At 37.4% G+C, this 17,746-nt stretch carries 15 protein-coding genes; 11 read left to right on the top strand and 4 right to left on the bottom strand.

The window, feature by feature from the left end; all coding sequences use genetic code 11:
* The first annotated feature begins 111 nt into the window (after positions 1 to 111).
* Both DEU39_RS05015 and DEU39_RS05020 read left to right on the top strand, forming a co-directional pair.
* A complete protein-coding gene (locus DEU39_RS05015) occupies positions 112 to 1,149 on the top strand; it encodes a sensor histidine kinase (RefSeq protein ID WP_228436648.1) in 1,038 nt (345 codons plus the stop codon).
* Positions 1,130 to 1,831, top strand: a complete 702-nt coding sequence (locus tag DEU39_RS05020) for a LytR/AlgR family response regulator transcription factor (protein ID WP_120231155.1) — start codon at positions 1,130 to 1,132, stop codon at positions 1,829 to 1,831. The genes DEU39_RS05015 and DEU39_RS05020 overlap by 20 nt, the downstream gene beginning before the upstream one ends.
* 163 nt (positions 1,832 to 1,994) lie before the next feature.
* On the opposite strand, the gene DEU39_RS05025 is transcribed toward DEU39_RS05020, so the two are convergent.
* Positions 1,995 to 2,312, bottom strand: coding sequence for a DMT family transporter (locus DEU39_RS05025; protein ID WP_062669479.1), 318 nt, complete (start codon positions 2,310 to 2,312; stop codon positions 1,995 to 1,997).
* 231 nt (positions 2,313 to 2,543) lie between these two features.
* Between DEU39_RS05025 and mug the strand changes: the two genes are divergently transcribed.
* The gene (gene mug, locus DEU39_RS05030; RefSeq protein WP_062669477.1) at positions 2,544 to 3,047 is read left to right on the top strand and encodes a G/U mismatch-specific DNA glycosylase; all 504 of its coding nucleotides are present in this window, start codon (positions 2,544 to 2,546) and stop codon (positions 3,045 to 3,047) included.
* Between the two features lie 3 nt (positions 3,048 to 3,050).
* Here the strand turns inward: mug and DEU39_RS05035 are convergent, their stop codons facing one another.
* Positions 3,051 to 3,656 (bottom strand): DNA-3-methyladenine glycosylase, encoded by a 606-nt coding sequence (locus tag DEU39_RS05035; protein WP_120231156.1) that lies wholly within the window; start codon positions 3,654 to 3,656, stop codon positions 3,051 to 3,053.
* A gap of 385 nt (positions 3,657 to 4,041) precedes the next feature.
* On the opposite strand from DEU39_RS05035, the gene DEU39_RS05040 reads away from it, so the two are divergent.
* Together DEU39_RS05040 and DEU39_RS05045 are read left to right on the top strand one after the other, a co-directional pair.
* On the top strand, positions 4,042 to 4,965 hold the full coding sequence (locus DEU39_RS05040) for a hypothetical protein (protein ID WP_120231157.1): 924 nt from the start codon (positions 4,042 to 4,044) through the stop codon (positions 4,963 to 4,965).
* Positions 4,966 to 4,982: 17 nt separating this feature from the next.
* Positions 4,983 to 5,966, top strand: a complete 984-nt coding sequence (locus DEU39_RS05045; protein ID WP_120231158.1) for a hypothetical protein — start codon at positions 4,983 to 4,985, stop codon at positions 5,964 to 5,966.
* Between the two features lie 74 nt (positions 5,967 to 6,040).
* On the opposite strand, the gene DEU39_RS05050 is transcribed toward DEU39_RS05045, so the two are convergent.
* A complete protein-coding gene (locus DEU39_RS05050; RefSeq protein ID WP_120231159.1) occupies positions 6,041 to 8,212 on the bottom strand; it encodes a S9 family peptidase in 2,172 nt (723 codons plus the stop codon).
* A gap of 20 nt (positions 8,213 to 8,232) precedes the next feature.
* Positions 8,233 to 9,621, bottom strand: a complete 1,389-nt coding sequence (locus DEU39_RS05055) for an aminopeptidase P family protein (protein ID WP_120231160.1) — start codon at positions 9,619 to 9,621, stop codon at positions 8,233 to 8,235.
* Positions 9,622 to 9,808: 187 nt separating this feature from the next.
* Here DEU39_RS05055 and DEU39_RS05060 point away from each other — a divergent pair, with 187 nt between their 5' ends.
* The 6 genes from DEU39_RS05060 to DEU39_RS05085 all read left to right on the top strand — a co-directional run bounded on the left by DEU39_RS05060 (position 9,809) and on the right by DEU39_RS05085 (position 17,691).
* Entirely contained in the window at positions 9,809 to 10,693 is an 885-nt protein-coding gene (locus tag DEU39_RS05060) for an AraC family transcriptional regulator (RefSeq protein WP_228436650.1), read from the top strand.
* 92 nt (positions 10,694 to 10,785) lie between these two features.
* Positions 10,786 to 11,709, top strand: a complete 924-nt coding sequence (locus DEU39_RS05065) for a dihydrodipicolinate synthase family protein (protein WP_120231161.1) — start codon at positions 10,786 to 10,788, stop codon at positions 11,707 to 11,709.
* Entirely contained in the window at positions 11,706 to 13,196 is a 1,491-nt protein-coding gene (locus tag DEU39_RS05070) for an aldehyde dehydrogenase (NADP(+)) (protein WP_120231162.1), read from the top strand. The genes DEU39_RS05065 and DEU39_RS05070 overlap by 4 nt, the downstream gene beginning before the upstream one ends.
* Positions 13,193 to 14,191: a 4-hydroxyproline epimerase gene (locus DEU39_RS05075; protein WP_120231163.1), complete on the top strand. Its 999-nt coding sequence runs from the start codon at positions 13,193 to 13,195 to the stop codon at positions 14,189 to 14,191. Before DEU39_RS05070 ends, DEU39_RS05075 begins: the two co-directional genes overlap by 4 nt.
* Before the next feature lie 8 nt (positions 14,192 to 14,199).
* On the top strand, positions 14,200 to 15,465 hold the full coding sequence (locus DEU39_RS05080; RefSeq protein ID WP_120231164.1) for an NAD(P)/FAD-dependent oxidoreductase: 1,266 nt from the start codon (positions 14,200 to 14,202) through the stop codon (positions 15,463 to 15,465).
* A gap of 81 nt (positions 15,466 to 15,546) precedes the next feature.
* Entirely contained in the window at positions 15,547 to 17,691 is a 2,145-nt protein-coding gene (locus DEU39_RS05085) for a zinc-dependent metalloprotease (RefSeq protein ID WP_120231165.1), read from the top strand.
* The last annotated feature ends 55 nt before the right edge of the window (positions 17,692 to 17,746 follow it).

Raw genomic sequence — 17,746 nt, forward strand, 5'->3', positions numbered from 1 at the left:
TACGTCCATTTGATAGACTTATTTTTTATATTTGAGAGAACAAATAGTACTTTGTACTTTTAAATCATAATAAGCTTGAAATCAGACAGTCAATCCAAATGGCGGATTCATTTGTTTTTTTGGATATTGTATTATATTCTGGAGGTTTACCTTGACTTTTATTGGTCCAGATATCAGTTTCCGGATTTCAAATGGCAGATAAGACTTCAGAATACATTTATGCTGGAGCTCGGATATCTTTTTGTGAAAATTCCATTAGCGTATGCTTTGCTGTATGTATATGAAAAGGTGGATCTTAAACTTATTTTTAAATATATTTTCTGTATTTTCATTGTAACAGCATCTGTTTTGGGTCACCGGTTTTTAACCCATTATATCATATATCCGTATATCTATGGCGTTACAGAGACATTGGACGGAAAGCATACTTCAGGATTTATCAATGGCTATGTGGTTTTTAATTCTTTTATGGATCTGATTTTTATGATAGGCCTTATTTTTGGGGTTGAAATTACACGGCAAAAGAATGTACTTAAAGAACAGATCTCTCAATTAAAAGCTGAAAAACTGGATCAGGAGCTTACCATGCTGAAGGCACAGATCAACCCTCATTTTCTTTTCAATACGCTTAATAACATTTACGGAATGGCTCTGAAAAAAGCAGATGAAACTCCAGATGTTATTCTTCAGCTTTCCAAAGTAATGCGGTATAATATTTATGAAGCTGCAGAAAAAACGATTTCTCTAACCAAGGATATTGAAAATATTAAAGATTTCATCCAGATTCAGAAGATTCGTTACCATCAGCTTACCGTTAGTTTTATAGAAGATATTGATAATCCTTTTCAGAAAATTTCACCTCTGATATTGATACAGTTTGTAGAAAATGCCTTTAAACATGGTGTTTCCGAAAGTCTGGGAGAAGCATTCATTACCGTAGATATCCGATTAAAAAACGGAATCCTTACTTATTTCATAGAAAACTCCAAGCAGAAACAGCCCCATGAGCATTCTACAAAAATAGGTCTGAAAAATATACGCAGACAGCTAGAATTGCTTTATCCCAACCATTCGCTTTCTGTAGAAGATAAGAATAACCGTTATAGTGTAACTTTAACCATTGATTTCTATGATACAACCAGCCACTAAAAGATACAACTGTATTATTGTAGAAGATGAACCTATTGCTGCAGATATCCTGGAAAATTTCATTTCCAGAGATCCGGAACTGAATCTCGTAGGAAAATGTGCAGATGCAGTATATGCCAGCAGTCTTTTAAGTATTCATGATGTAGATTTAATGTTTCTTGATCTCCATCTTCCGGTAGTAAAAGGCTTTGATTTTCTCAGAAATGTAAAAAATCCTCCTTTTGTGATTGTTACAACTGCTTATCATCAGTATGCGGTAGAAGGCTATGAGCTTGATATTGCAGATTATCTGATGAAACCCATCCCTTATCAGCGTTTTTTGACTGCTATTGGAAAATTCAAGCATTTGATGGAAGCAGATGATGCTTTACTCGAAGTTTACGAACGTGATTTTATTTTCATGAACAGTGGTAAAAAGAAGGTTAAAATTATTCTCCAGGATATTTTTTATATTGAAAGTTTAAGAGAATACATTCATATTCATACAAAGACAGAGACTTTCACTTTTAAAATGCCCATTAGTAAAATGGAGGAAATTCTAAATCCCAAAATGTTTGCCCGCATTCATAAATCTTATATCATATCAAGATCAAAAATAGAAGTAAAATCTGCCAATATTATTCAGATCAATGGAAAACAACTTCCCGTGGGAAGAACTTATAAGCCATTGATAGAGCTTTAGGATTGAGAAGTGAAATCCTGTTCAAAACCACCCCGTCAAAGGGAGGAAAATTTTAAGTCTTTCAATTCAAAGGGCGACCAATATAAATAGAGATAGTTTATGATTTGAATGTTGAATACTGCTTTGGCTTAAGATGTTTAATCATCCTAAGCCAATTTTTTGTTTAAAATAACTTAAGACCAATAATCCCTACAACAATCAGTAATGCAGACAATAACCTTAAGATACTGGCTGAATCCTGAAAAAAAAGAATACCCACCAATAAAGTTCCTACTGCACCAATTCCTGTCCAGACTGCATATGCCGTTCCTATAGGAATACTTTTTTGGGCATACCAAAGAAATCCACCACTGACAGTCATACATAGAATCGAAAAAATGATCCAGCTCCATTTATTATTTTCCGGCTGTTGGGATAGTTTAAGCCCTAATGGCCATCCGATTTCAAAAATCCCTGCGATAATTAATGCAATCCAGTTCATACTATTTCTGTTTTAATGATATTGAGAATGAAAATCTTTTAAAGAAAATTCATTTCTTTTACGGTACAAAATTATCATTACCAATTTATAATCAGCCCTACAAACTATGTGATCCGGTAAAAAACAGAGATAGAATGTATTTTACCGAAGATGAACCGTTTCATATGATATAATGGAATTGGATAACACAAATAGTGATACCTTTATACCTCGAAGTAACTTAATATCATTATGCTGACAGACATTATTTCAACGCATCTCAACATTATTTTTTGTGGAATTAATCCTGGCTTAAAATCATCCAATGATGGTCACCATTTTTCAGGAAGGAGTAATCGTTTTTGGAAAGTACTGCATCAGGCAGGGTTTACATCCTATGAAATAGAAGCGGTGAATGATACTTCTCTTCTTGATTTTGGATATGGACTAACCACAGCTGTGGCCAGAGCAACCTCTCGTGCAGATGAACTTTCAAAGGAGGAATTTGATGAATCTCTTGAAAGTTTTAAACTGAAAATAACAAAGTACCAGCCGAAATATATTGCTTTTCTCGGTAAAGCAGCTTACAAGGCATTTTCTAAGAAAAAAGAAATTCTTTGGGGAGAGCAGTCAGAAGATTTTTGTGGGGCAAAAGTCTGGGTTTTGCCCAATACAAGTGGGCTGAACCGGGGGTTCTCTCTTGACAGCCTGGTGATGTATTATAAAGAGTTTTATCATTCGGTTCATGAATCCTGATATTTATACTTTATTGGGTTTGCTCACATATTTATTTCCTTTCACAAAAAAACGCCAGGGTAAAAGCGCATCTTCCTGTGCATAGGCAACACCAATACGAGGACCTGCAATGATTTCAGACTGAGGATATGAAATCCCATGGTCTTCAATCCAGATCTCATGTCCATCCAGATCTTTTTTATTGAATGTCCGGTCAATTCCTAATGCTTTCGCTGCTGATCCCGGACCTGCAGAAATAGAAGGTTTAGAAGCAGACATATTCCTTCTCAGTTCCATAATTTCTTTTCCAATTAAAGGTTCTATAGCCCTCACAAGAACGGCATGAGGATCATCCTGCACTGAAGTCACCACATTGAAAAGATGATGAATCCCATAGCATAGATACACATAAGATACACCGCCATGACTGTATAATGTTTCTGTACGGTCTGTACGTCTGCCTCCATAGGCATGGGAAGCTTTATCCTTAACGCCAAAGTAGGCTTCTGTTTCTACAATAATTCCGGCTGTTGTTTCACCATTGATTTTGGTAAAAAGTACTTTTCCCAAAAGATCCTGAGCCAGAAAAAGAACATCTTGATTGGAGTAATAGGAGCGTGGTAGTTTCAAATCCGTGATATTAGAATTATCAATTCAAAAATAATGATAATTTATCTTAAATGAAATTCAGGAAGATGAGTTTATTTTAATAAATAATAAATATGTAAAGCGCAGTAATTTTTCAATACGCTTTTGTTTTTAATATTTATACTGTTAAAAGAAGAGTATTCATACGTAATATGTATGATAATAATTTTTAAAGCTCACGTTTTCAATATCTAAATAAAAGTAAACAAATCTATTTTGATGTAGCAATAAAATAATTAAATAACTGAAAATGAATCATTTAAATTTAAATGCGAAATTTGCGCTGTATACATGATGTATTTATGTTGTATATATTTATTTGATATATTTTGATTTTTGATGCAGATTTGTCATCAAATAACACACGATGAAAAAAATATTATTACAGGCTTTTGTGCTTACTTTTGCATTAAGCCATTCCCAGGTAGGCATTAATCAGCCATCCCCATCTGCAGCACTGGATATTGTCTCAAAAGGCAATACCAATACTACAAAAGCATTAGAAATAAACAATTCCACAGGAACGGAAATGATGACAGTTCTTGATAATGGAAATGTGGGAATAAACGCACCTATCCCTACTGCAAAGCTGCATACCAAAGGAAGTATCCGCTACGAAAATCTTCCCCAATTAGCATCCGGTGTAACCCCTATTGCAGTAGATGCCAATGGATATGTAGGTACCTATGTACCTGCTGTACTTTATTCATACATTACTATCGATAACTCTCAGACTACTTCAGCATTTTCTCTTTACAATAATAGTATTTTCTATAGTCTACCTTTCCAGGCTACCGGTATTGCCAGTAATTCACTAAATGTAACATTGGGGACTGATACATCTGCAACGCTAAACAGGATCTCCGGAGGAAGTAATCCGGCAACCAATGTAATTTACATTACCATTCCTGATCCTGGCGTGTACAAGCTAAATTTAAAGTATTATATAAATTGTACAGGTGCTATTTCCGGTAGTAGTGGAGGGAACAATTTTATAGGTGTAGCCAGCAGCATTTATCTGGCATCTGCAGGAAGTACTACTTATAACGAACAGACCAGTATACGCTCCAATCTATTTCCTCTACGTGACAGTACAGGTAATTTAAGCAGCCCAGGGCAATATGATTATCCCTCACAAAATAGCATATTTTCTATTATAGCAACTACAACAGCCAATCAGAAAGTTGCTTTATTTACTAACTGGGGAACAGGTGATCAGTTCAACACAAATGCATGTTCTCTTTCAGGGGCTGCTGATAAAAAAGTAACATTCATTATTTCTAAGTTATAACTGCAAATAAAACGGTAATGAACAAAATATTCTTTATACCCTTTACATTTGTTTCCTTCTTTTTATTTGCTCAAAGCAGAAATATAGGATTCAATACAGCTACACCGAGCGCCACTCTTGATGTTGTATCTAAAAACAATACTAGCACAACTAAAGCTTTGGAAATTAATGACTCCTCATCTTCAGAACTTATGAAAGTAATCAATACCGGAAATGTGGGAATTAATATAGGGACATCCACGCCCACAGCCCTATTACATGTAAACTCTGCCGGAGTACTTAATATAAGGCATGAAAATTTACCTGGACTTTCATCACCGGCTTATACTCCTCCTTTCAATAAATTAGGCGTGGATGCCTCCGGAAATAGTGCAATAATGCCAGTTACTGTTAAATATTTGTATTATCAGCAACTTTCTAAATATCCTGCCACCTATTCACTTTCTAACAACACCGGAGGATTTTCGCTATATGACCCCAATCAATATATCAATATTCCTATTATTAATGATGCCGGACTAAAAGGCAATAGCGCAGGATTTACTTTTGGTACAGATACTTCAGCAACAGTGAATGGTCAGTCGGTAAGTAATGTTAAATATATTGTAATTCCTGAGCCTGGCGTATATTCTTTTGAATCCTGGGGATCAGTACGTTGCAACAGATATAATAACACTCAAAATTATAGTTTCTCCGGACAGATCAATATAAATACCGTTTTTGCCACAGCATCCGGCAGTACTTATACTTCTAATTCTGTTTCAAGAGGAATTATTACCGCAGGCAGGGATGATTCTGGAAATGCAACAAATACAGCTTATTCATTTTCAAATGCTCAGATCTTAATGCATACATTACAAACAACAGTACCCAATCAAAAAGTGGCACTTTTCCTTCAATATGTCAGTGGAGAATCCAATCAGTTAACCCACGATGAATGTTTTCTCAATATACCAACTGGTGGTGACACAAGTTACTATATCATCATTACTAAATCGTAGTTTACAATACCAGGTTTAATAACAAATACTCTTTAAATACAAAAACCTGCAATATTGCAGGTTTTTGTATATTTTTATCTTGCTCCCGGAGGGCAGTGTTCTTTTAAATACTTGGTAAACATAGTTGTCAGATGCAGCAAGGTTCCTTCACCTTCATTAATAGCGTGGCTACGGTTAGGATAAGACATCAGCTGAAATTGTTTGTTGTATTTTACCAGTTCGTTAATATAAACTTCCGTATTTTGGTAATGTACATTGTCATCACCTGTTCCATGAACCAACAGAAGATTTCCTTTTAAGTTTTTAGCATAAAACAATGGTGAGCCTTTCACAAAGTCTTCTCTGTTTTCCTGTGGAAGCCCCATATAACGTTCCTGATAGATATTGTCATAGAATAACTGGTTGGCAACCGGTGCAATAGCGATTCCAGTTTGGTAAATGTCGGGATACTGCCCCAAAAGATTCAGGGTAGAAGAGCCTCCGCCGCTCCAGCCCCATACGGCAACTCTTGAAGTGTCAATATAAGGCCATTTTGCAAATAAAGCTTTTGCTCCCATCGCCTGATCACGGATATTCATCTGACCTATTTTACGATAGACAGATTTTCTCCACTCACGTCCTCTCGGAGAAGGTGTTCCCCGATTTTCAAGAGAAACATATAAATAACCGTCTTCAGCCATATCTCCGGCATATAACCAATTCCAGCCGGTATAAAAATCATCTGTGACTGTTTGCAGAGCAGGCTCCCCATATACATAGAAAACGATTGGGTATTTTTTATTAGGATTAAAGTTTTTAGGCTTTACTACCCAACCATCTAATGTAATACCGTCCTGGGTAGTAATCTGGAAAAATTCAGTTTTAGATTTTGCAGGATCTGCTTTTGCAGACCTCTTGGCAGCAACCAATTCTTTATGTTCCGGAAGTGATATCACTGCATCTGCGGAAAATGCATTGATACTGTTATTGGTAAACATGGCAATTTTTCCATTGGGTGATATCGTATAAGTATTAGAGCCTGTATAGGATTCAGGGGTTACTCTTTGGGCTTTTCCTCCTTTCATACTTACTTTGTACAGGTATTTCTGAGTGGCATTATTCGGGGAAGCTAAAAAGTAAATCTGGTTGTTCTTAACATCAAAGAATTCTGGTTTAATTACATCGTAAGCATCTTTTGTAATTAAGGTCTCTTTACCGTTCATATCTATTTTATAAATATGTCTCCATCCGTCCTTCTCAGAAAGCCATAAAAATTCTTTACCATTATCAATCCAGTCCCAGCCTTTTGGATCGTTGTCATTCCATCGGGTTTTTATATCAATCCATGCCGCATCGGTTTCTGTGTGAATGACCTTACAGCTTCCGGAATTGGCATCTGCTACGATAATTTTACTTTGATTCTGCTTTCTGTTCAGTTGCTGCAGAATAATGGATTTAGAATCCAGCACCCATTCCATTCTTGGAATATAGTTTTGCTTCTCATCCCCTGCAATATCGGCTTTCTTTGAAGATTGGGAAGCAAGATCATAAAACCAGATACTGCATCCGGAAGGATCTTCTCCCACCTTTGGATATTCTACCGGAACGGTAAAAGAATACAGACTGTCTGTATTATTGATCATCAGAAAGTTTTTCGTACCACGTGCATCCAGCTTCCAGTAAGCAATTTTACTGCCGTCCGGCGACCATCTGAAACCATCCTGGGTTCCGAATTCCTCTTCATATACCCAGTCAAAAGTTCCATTGATCATTCCGTCTGTACCATCTGTAGTGATCTTAGCCTGCTTATTGCTGGCAAGATCTTCCACATAAATATTATGCTTAGATACATAAGCTACTTTTTTGCCATCCGGAGAATACTTTGCAAACATCAGTGAGGAAGCAGGTAATCCTTTTCCCAATTGGGTAAGCTTTTTAGTATTTTTGTCGAAAATCCAGTAATCTCCTCGGGTATTATCTCTCCATACTTTCTTTGTATTGGCAAAAAGCAATAAACTTTTATCATCAGGAGATACCTGAAAACTCTGTACCTGTAAGGCTTCTGAACTTCCGGCAGGAATCAGTTCACTACTGTTTAAAAGCGTCTGATCTTTTCCGGGATGCAATAGATCAACAATTTCCACTCCTTTTTTAGTAAATGAATAATAAGCGTTGCCATCTGGAGTCCATTGTGTCTTCTGTGCCACGAATGGTGACAAGCACAGGAAATACAAGGCAATAGCTGTTAGTTTTTTTATATTCTTCATAGATCGTATTTGAATTAAACTCAATGTTCAGCTCTGTAATTTTCAATTTCTTCAACGGTTTTAATTAATCCGTTACCTAAAAGTCTGTATCCGTTATCTGTGACCAGGAAATCATCTTCCACACGGATTCCTCCGAAATTCCGGTATTCATTTACTTTATCATAATTAATAAAGTCTACGTTTTTATTTTCAGCCTGCCAAATGTCAATCAGTTCCGGAATCATATAAATACCTGGTTCAACAGTTACAACAAAACCGGATTCCAAAGCTTTCCCTAAGCGTAAAGATTTCAGTCCGAATGTTTTGGTATCTTTTGGTTCTTCTTCTGTATAACCGATATACTGTTCTCCAAGATCTTCCATATCATGTACATCAAGTCCCATCATATGCCCGAGTCCACACTGAAAGAATAGGGTATGAGCATGATTCTTTACAGCATCTTCAGGATTTCCTTTCATCAATCCAAGATCGATAAGCCCTTCTACCAGATGTTGTGCCGCTTTGAGGTGAATATCTTTAAATCGTATTCCCGGTTTCAAAAGGTTTTGGGCATGAGTAAAAGCGTTCAAAACCACTTCGTACATTTCCTTTTGCTTCGTGGTAAAAGTTTTCCCTACAGGAAAGGTTCTGGTAAGATCACCCGCATATCCCATTGCGGTTTCTGCTCCGGAATCATTCAGGAAAAGATCGCCTTCTTTTATGGTATTAAGACGATAATGGTTATGCAGAATTCCTCCGTTGATGGTCACAATAGGAGGATAAGACATCTGACATTCTTTATTCGCTGCAAGATATTGAATCGCGTTGGCAATTTCATATTCTTTCATTCCCGGCTTCGTTGCACGCATTGCCAGCAAATGCATTTCATTGGATACATTCACGGCCTGTTCAATCTGTATAATTTCCTGAGGCTCTTTGATGGAACGCTGTTTTACAATGGCTTTCATCATTTCCACAGATGGTTGCAGTTCTGCAATTTTAGTCCCAAGAAGGTCTCCCAGTACAATTTTATTGGAAGACTGATAGGGAGGAAGATAATGTACTTTTCTTCCTGAAGCTTTTGCTTTTACAATATATTGAAAAAGATCTGCATAAGGTAAAGTTTCCTGTACTCCGGACTTCAGGCTTTTTTCTTTCAAGGTTTCCTGCCTGCCCATCCATACAATATCATCGATACTTAGTTCATCTCCGAAAACAATGGTCTTATTTTCATCAATATCGATAATAGCCGCAATGTGGGGTTCCTGAATTCCAAAATAGTATAAATAGGTACTGTCCTGACGGAAATAATAAGGATTATGTTCAAAGTTCACAGGATTCTCTATATTTCCAAGAAATAATAAGATTCCGTTAGAGACACTTCTTTGTAATACTGACCTTCTGTCTTGATAAGTTTGTGCTGAAAACATATATTATGAATACTTTTTATTTTAAAAGTTTAAAGTTACGCTTTTGTACTATTTATAGTACTTTATTCATTAAAAATAAGAATATGTAAAATTTGGATTTTAATATGATATTTAATGTTCATATTTTGCTTAACTTCAGCAATATTTTAACCTTGCTAATCTAATAACCCGGTAAAGCTTTCATATTATGATGAAGAGTCTCCAGTTTTCTGTTCCTGCCGATACCAATAAAAGTATCCGCATTCAGGAAGATATAATGCCTAATTTCTATCCTTATTTCCATCGTCATACAGAAACACAGATCATGTGGATTCTTAGAGGGCATGGAACACTGGCCATAGAACAGAATCTCTTTAATTTCGAGGCAGGTGATATTTTCTATCTCGGAGCTAATCAATCCCATGTTTTCAGGGGTAGTTTTGAGAAAAACGAAAAGCAGAAAGTTCATGCTATCTCTATTTTCTTTGATCCTCATAAAAAGATTGCTGCATTTTTTGACTTACCGGAATTTGAAGAACTTAAAAACTTCATCAATCATTCAGAAGTGGGTTTCCAGGTAGCAGCCAAACTTAAAGAAAATATCGCAGGAGATATTGCTGCACTGCAAAAAACAAATGGTGTAGATCAAATTATTGATTTTATAAGGATTTTAAACCACCTTATGCAAAATAGGCATTTGCATATTCCTTTATCCTCAGAAAAAAATCTGCCTAATCCTGTTTCTGATACAGATCAAAGAATTATAAATGCACAGACTTTTATCAAGAAAAATTTTGCCCAACATAAACTAACCCTTGATCTTATTGCCAAAGAAGCCTGTATGACACCTCAGGCATTTTGCCGGTCTTTTAAAAAACGTACCCGCATCACTTATATTGAATACCTAAATGAACTTCGTGTACAACGGGCCTGCAGACTATTGACAGCCAGTAATATGTATAGTATTTCTTCCGTTGCATTTAATAGTGGATTCAATAGCCTTACCAATTTTAACAGGGTTTTCAAATCCATTATGAAATATTCTCCTAAAGAATACCTGAAGCACTACAAAGAAGCCACCATAGAGCAATAAAAAACAACATGTTAAAATACGGTGAGAACCTATTAAAATATTAACATTTACCGTTTTAAAATTCTGCTAGTTTTGGATAAATATTATTTGATATGAGTACAAAACTAAACTGGGAAGGTATTTATCCCGCTGTATTAACGCCTTTTACAAAAGAAGGTGAGATAGACTTTGACATGTTTGCCACCAATACAGAAGCCCAGATTGAAGCAGGAGTTCACGGGATTATCCTTGCAGGAACATTAGGAGAAGCCAGTGCTTTGGAAACAGAAGAAAAATTTGAACTGCTGAAATATGCCAAAAAGATAACACAGGGTAGAATTCCTGTCATTCTCAATCTTTCTGAAAACACCACCAGAAATGCAGTCAGCTTTGCTCTGAAGGCAAAAGAATTTGGGGCAGACGGGCTGATGCTTCTTCCTCCAATGCGTTACAAAGCTGATAATCATGAAGTTGTTGAATATTTCAAAGCAGTGGCTTCTGCTACAGATCTTCCGATCCTTATTTATAACAATCCTGTAGATTATGGTATATATGTTACTCTTGAAATGTTTGAAGAGCTTATTGAATATCCGACCATTCAGGCTGTAAAAGAATCGACAAGAGATCTGGCGAACGTAACCAGAATGATCAACCGTTTTGGAAAAAGGATCAAAATTCTTGGCGGGGTAGATACGATTTGTCTGGAAACCCTGATGCTTGGAGCAGACGGTCTTGTGGCAGGTCTTGTAGATGCGTTTCCTAATGAAACCATGGCAATGTACAACTATGTGAAAGCCAATGAATATGATAAAGCTGTAGCAATTTACAGATGGTTTATGCCATTGCTGGAGCTCGATATTCACCCTAAACTTATTCAGTATATTAAACTGGCTGCAACAGCAGAAGGGATAAGCAATCCTTATGTGAGAGCCCCACGTCTTGAACTTCATGGAGAGGAAGCTGAAAGAATTCAAAAAATCATTGAAGAAGGCAGAGCGAATCGTCCCGTATTATTAATTCCAGAACAACAAATATGATGGAAGAAACATCAACACAAAATATTGATAGAAGAATCCAAAAGGCTGCTGAAGCCTTTCAGTTTCTTAAAAACACTACAGTCACAGAACGGGCTGAATTTATGAATGCTGTCGCTGATCAAATCGAAGTATTAGGAGTTGAGCTTCTGGAAGTTACTCATCAGGAAACGTCATTGCCATTAGCCAGACTTATTGGCGAAAAGGCCAGAACAGTAGGACAATGGAGAAGCTATGCAAAAGCTGTTGCTTCCGGGATATATACAGAAGTCCGAATTGATCTTGCCCAGCCTGAAAAACAAAAAGGAGATCTCAGAAAATATAATGTAGGCATCGGACCTGTCGTTGTTTTCGGAGCCAGTAATTTTCCTTTTGCATTTTCTACTGCAGGAGGAGATACTGCCAGTGCTATCGGTGCGGGTTGTCCTGTCATTATAAAAGCACATCCGGCACATCCTCAGACTTCACAAATGATGGCAGATGCTATAACAGCCGTTGTTAAAGCCTTTGGATGGCCTGAAGGAGTTTTTAGTCATATTACCGGAACATCCTATGAGATCGGAGGTTATTTAACTCAGCATAAAGACATCAGGGCAGTTGCGTTTACCGGTTCCTTCAATGGAGGGAAGGCTTTGTTTGATATTGCTAACAGCCGTGAAAATCCTATTCCTGTATTTGCAGAAATGGGAAGCATCAATCCTGTATTTGCTTTTCAAAACTTGCTTGAAAACAAAGCAGAAGCATTGGCAAAAGAATATAGTACTTCTTTAACGTTAGGAGCAGGACAGTTTTGCACCAATCCTGGAGTGTTTATTGCTTTGAAAGGAAAGACACTTGACCGCTTTATCAATGCTCTAAAAGAGGAAATTCAAAATGTGGCTCCCGCTACAATGCTTCACAAAGGGATATTGGAAAGTTTTGAAAAAAATAGAAATATTGCAACAGAGCAGACAGATATTGAAATAATTGCTTCATCAAATACAGACGCAGAAAATGATCAGGGAAGTGCTTCAGTGATAAAGACAAATGCTAAAACATTCCTGAATAATCCCGTCTTGAGTGAAGAAGTCTTTGGCCCGTTTGGTATTGTTGTAGCGTGTGAAACAGATGAAGAGATCATGAAGATTGCCCAGCAGCTAAAAGGACAGTTAACCATTACCATTGCAGCCACCGATGAAGATGTACGTAATAATCCAATACTGATCAATATTCTCAAAGATAAATGTGGAAGGCTACTATTCAATGGAATGCCTACAGGAGTAGAAGTTGTATATGCCATGCAGCATGGTGGTCCGTTTCCATCTACTACTGATTCCCGTTTTACCTCTGTGGGGCCGGATGCTGTAAAGCGGTTCGTTCGTCCTGTTTCTTTCCAGAACTGGCCGGATGAATTTCTACCCGATGAGCTTAAAAATGGCAATCCATTACAAATCAGCAGAATGGTGGATGGAGTAATGAATTCAGAATCTTTAAAATTACAGACCACATGAACAGAACTTTTTTTTGTATAGATTCTCACACCTGTGGATGTCCTGTACGTCTTGTTGCAGGAGGTGCACCTATTTTAAAAGGAAATTCCATGATGGAACGCAGGCTTCACTTCATGAAAGAATATGACTGGATAAGAAAAGGATTGATGTTTGAACCCCGTGGTCATGATATGATGAGCGGAAGTATGCTGTATCCTCCTGTCGATGAAAATAACGATATCGGAGTTTTATATATTGAAACCAGCGGATGTCTTCCCATGTGCGGACACGGTACCATTGGAACAGTTACCATTGCTATTGAGGAAGGACTTGTTGTACCTAAAATTCCGGGAAAATTACGTCTTGAAACCCCTGCAGGGCTTATTCTCATCGATTATATGCAGGAAGGGAAAAAAGTAAAGTCTGTAAAGCTGACGAATATAAAATCTTTCCTCTACGCTGAAAACCTGGAAGTTGAATGTCCGGATCTTGGCTTAATAAGTGCTAATGTCGCTTATGGCGGAAACTTTTATGCTATTATAGATCCTCAGGAAAATTTCAGAGATATCTCTGATTTTACGGCCAGTCAGCTCATCCATTATGGAAAAATTATCAGAAAATTGCTCAACGAAAAATATGAATTCATCCATCCGGAAATTGAACATATTACAGGATTAAGCCACATTCAGTGGACGGGGAAACCTAAAGATCCTAAAGCCAGTGGAAGAAATGCAGTATTGGTGGGTGAAAATGCTTTAGACCGTTCGCCATGTGGTACGGGAACATCAGCAAGAATGGCCCAATGGTATGCTAAGGGAAAACTGAAGCAAGGGGAAGAATTTATTCATGAAAGCTATATCGGTTCCCAGTTTATCGGGAGAATTGAAGAGACTGCTACTTTAGATGGGAGACCAGCCATTATTCCGTCAGTAGAAGGCTGGGCAAGAATTACCGGATATAATCATATTATTATTGATGATGAAGATCCTTATTGGCAGGGTTTTCAGGTGATGTAAACAAGCATATGACACAGAATAAAGGAAAAGCACTGATTATCGGTGCAGGAATAGCAGGATTAAGCTCAGCGTACTATCTTTTACAGAAAGGATGGCAGGTGGAAATTCTGGAACAAAATGATCTTACCAACAACTGTTCTTATGGAAATGCAGGAATGATTGTGCCCAGTCATTTTACCCCGTTGGCCGCACCGGGTGTAGTTGCTCAGGGAATACGCTGGATGTTTGACAGTAAAAGTCCGTTTTATGTAAAACCTTCACTCAATTCCAGGCTGGTTTCCTGGGGATTGAAGTTTTTGAAACATTCCAACCAGAAACATGTTGATTACTCTGCTGCTGCAATCCGGGATCTTAATCTGGCAAGCAGCAAATTGTATGATGAAATTGCCCAAAAAGACGGATTTGATTTTGAACTGAATCAAAATGGTATTCTAATGCTCTATAAAACTGAGAAAGTGGCAGAAGAAGAGACAGAGTTGGCTTACAAAGCCATCAATATGGGATTATCTGTTGATATTCTGGATCAATCAGAAATTCAGGAGCTGGAGCCCAATGTCCGGCTGGATGTAACCGGTGGGGTTAATTATAAGTGCGACGGCCATATGAATCCCATGAAACTGATGAAACAAATGATCTCTTATCTTAAAAATAAAGGTGTCGTTTTTCATACTCATCATCAAGTAACGGGCTTTAAAACTTTTGGAAATACGATTAAAACGGTCATTGCCAATGGTAAAGAATTTACAGCCGACCAGTTTATCATGACAGGAGGTTCATTTTTACCTGAGCTTGCACAAAAAGCAGGTATTAAAATACAATTAATGCCCGGGAAAGGTTATTCGTTGATGCACCAACCGGAAAATCCGCATAATACATTAGAGCATGCCGCTTTATTACTCGAAGCTAGAGTAGCAGTGACTCCAATGAATGGACAGATCCGTTTCGGCGGAACGATGGAGCTGGCTTCCCATCAGGATAAAATTAATATGAAAAGGGTAGAAGGAATCATCCAATCCATCCCCAAATATTTACCCGATTTTAAGGTTGAATCCCCTAAAGAATCCGAAATCTGGTTTGGATACAGACCCTGCGCCCCGGATGGCCTTCCGTATTTAGGACAGTCTTCCCAATTGAAGAACCTGATTATCGCAGGCGGCGGCGGTATGATGGGACTAAGCCTAGGACCCATTTTTGGAAAAACAGTTTCAGAACTTGCCAATGACGAAAAGCCAACGGTTGATATAGAAATATTCAACCCTGATAGATTTAGTTAAAAAACATCACATAACACACCAAATTAAAGCTAAAACAATTTGATTACTTAAATAATTTATTAACAACCAAATCCAAAATTTATGAAAAAATTTAAATTACTACTAATTGTTTCCCTATTTCCAGTAATAGGTTTTGCTCAGGAAAACAGACCTCGTGAGTGTAAAGCAGATGAAATGATGAAAAAACATTTTGAACTGCACCCTGAATCTAAGGCTGAATATGAAAATTTTGAGAAATACACTCAAGATTTCGTAAAAAAAATGGGATCAGACAAAAATTCATTGAATAATAGGGCCAGCAATCCAACCTACATCATCCCTGTGGTTTTTCATGTGTATGGAGAATCTCAAAGTAATGTAAAAGTAAATTACCAAAAAGTAGTTGACTTACTGCAACAAATCAACTTAAATTTCAATGGAATCAACACGGATTCAAATACCGTTGATCCTGATTTCCAATCTATCAGAGGAGCGTTAAGCATTGAATTTCGATTAGCTAAAATTGATCCAACCGGAAAAGCAACAAGTGGAGTAGTATTTCACCCTTTCAAAGGCGGATATGGCAATGGAGGCGGATATGATGCAGAAATTGGCTCCGATGCTTGGGATAATACAAAGTATATGAATGTGTATATCCAAAATGACCTATATGCCAATAAGGATTTATATCAATCAGGAGTTGCCTGGTATCCGGATTCATACATGACTTCAGTAAATACAGCCAGAGTTGTTTATAATGGACGTTATATATTTAATGCTGCAGGAACAGTAGCTTCAAACGAGTTTTCTGATACATTCACTCATGAATTCGGGCATTGGCTAAATCTTCAGCACACCTTCAATGTTCTTTGTTCAACTGCAAATCCAGGTAATGATGGGGATGGAGTTGCAGACACCCCTGTAGAAAATACTTCTTCCGGATTGGGATGTAACTCTGGTAACAATTGTCTTGGACAAAAAGTAAATGTTGAAAACTATATGGGATACAATGGTTCTGCCGGCTGTTATAAAATGTTTACCAATGGACAGGTTAACAGAATGCTGGCAGCATTAAACCATCCTTCAAGAATAAATTTATGGCAGCCTGCCAACTTAGCTGCAACCGGAGTTGCTAATACGCCACCTAGGCTGACCCTTAGCAACAGTACATTTACAGAGAACTTAGACAATAACGGTAGGGTATCATTAGATGGAACAGTAGCCTCTGCTCCTACATCAACAATTACATTAAATTCAGCAACATTTGCCGTACCCAATGGAACAACTCTTACAGCAGGAACACATTTCACTTCTTCATTACCAGCAGGACTAGCAGCAACTATAGTAGTTACAAGCCCAACAACTGCTGCACTTACCATAAATGGTGCTGCAACCAGTCATCCCAAAAGTCAGGTCCTGAATTCTTCAATTACATTCCTGAATCCAGCTATAACAGGAGGCACAACTTCACTAGGATCAACCACAGCTTTAGCATTAACTTTTTCTTATAAAGATCCTTATAAAATAGTTACCGGGACTCCATTAGAAAGCTATGCCAACCCAACAGCAACAACAGTAACAACCAACCCCGGAGCACCTTGGAAATATTTTATCATTAACCCTGAACTTAGTGATGATGCGGGATATGGCGCTTGGTACTATGCTGCCAATCAATTAAAGTTGGAAACCTATTGGAAAGGATTGGTTTGTGAAACAGGAACACGAAATATCAGTTTAATTCCGGCTTGCACCACCATAACGAATGCAAATAATATAGGGTATCCAACTTGGACTCCCGGACAACTGGATGTGTATACTCCTACCTATACTACCTGGTCCGGAAAAACAGCTTATGTTGGTTTTAGAAATCAATTCGATGGCTACAGCATTAACGGTTATTTCAAAGTGATTGTGGGGGCAAATGGTTCAAATTATTCTGTCACTGAGTTTGCATACAACACACAACCATATGGAAGTATTACAACACCTTGTACACTATTATCCACTGCAAATGTTGATACAACAAACATAGAAACATCTATCTATCCAAATCCGGTTTCTGATGTTTTGACAATTAAAACAAAGGGGGAAATCAAATCAATTTCTGTCTACGACATGTTTGGAAGAAAAATGAATGCTAAAGTTATTGGTGATAAGGTTGACGTTAAACACTTCCTAAGCGGAACTTATTTGATTGATATTGAAACCTCTTTAGGGAAAACTTCTCAGAAATTCATTAAAAAATAGTATTACTATTCATATACAGTTGATTGGGCTTCATTGTAAGCCCAATTTTTTTATC

It is taken from the genome of Chryseobacterium sp. AG363 (assembly GCF_003610675.1).
In the GTDB taxonomy this organism is placed as follows: domain Bacteria; phylum Bacteroidota; class Bacteroidia; order Flavobacteriales; family Weeksellaceae; genus Chryseobacterium; species Chryseobacterium cucumeris.

Bases quoted from the DNA above. Each gene is read 5' to 3' on its own strand.
- DEU39_RS05025 (WP_062669479.1), bottom strand. From the start codon at position 2,312: ATGAACTGGATTGCATTAATTATCGCAGGGATTTTTGAAATCGGATGG.
- DEU39_RS05070 (WP_120231162.1), top strand. From the start codon at position 11,706: ATGATGGAAGAAACATCAACACAAAATATTGATAGAAGAATCCAAAAG.
- DEU39_RS05050 (WP_120231159.1), bottom strand. From the start codon at position 8,212: ATGAAGAATATAAAAAAACTAACAGCTATTGCCTTGTATTTCCTGTGC.
- DEU39_RS05085 (WP_120231165.1), top strand. From the start codon at position 15,547: ATGAAAAAATTTAAATTACTACTAATTGTTTCCCTATTTCCAGTAATA.
- DEU39_RS05040 (WP_120231157.1), top strand. From the start codon at position 4,042: ATGAAAAAAATATTATTACAGGCTTTTGTGCTTACTTTTGCATTAAGC.
- DEU39_RS05075 (WP_120231163.1), top strand. From the start codon at position 13,193: ATGAACAGAACTTTTTTTTGTATAGATTCTCACACCTGTGGATGTCCT.
- mug (WP_062669477.1), top strand. From the start codon at position 2,544: ATGCTGACAGACATTATTTCAACGCATCTCAACATTATTTTTTGTGGA.
- DEU39_RS05080 (WP_120231164.1), top strand. From the start codon at position 14,200: ATGACACAGAATAAAGGAAAAGCACTGATTATCGGTGCAGGAATAGCA.
- DEU39_RS05055 (WP_120231160.1), bottom strand. From the start codon at position 9,621: ATGTTTTCAGCACAAACTTATCAAGACAGAAGGTCAGTATTACAAAGA.
- DEU39_RS05065 (WP_120231161.1), top strand. From the start codon at position 10,786: ATGAGTACAAAACTAAACTGGGAAGGTATTTATCCCGCTGTATTAACG.
- DEU39_RS05045 (WP_120231158.1), top strand. From the start codon at position 4,983: ATGAACAAAATATTCTTTATACCCTTTACATTTGTTTCCTTCTTTTTA.
- DEU39_RS05020 (WP_120231155.1), top strand. From the start codon at position 1,130: ATGATACAACCAGCCACTAAAAGATACAACTGTATTATTGTAGAAGAT.
- DEU39_RS05060 (WP_228436650.1), top strand. From the start codon at position 9,809: ATGATGAAGAGTCTCCAGTTTTCTGTTCCTGCCGATACCAATAAAAGT.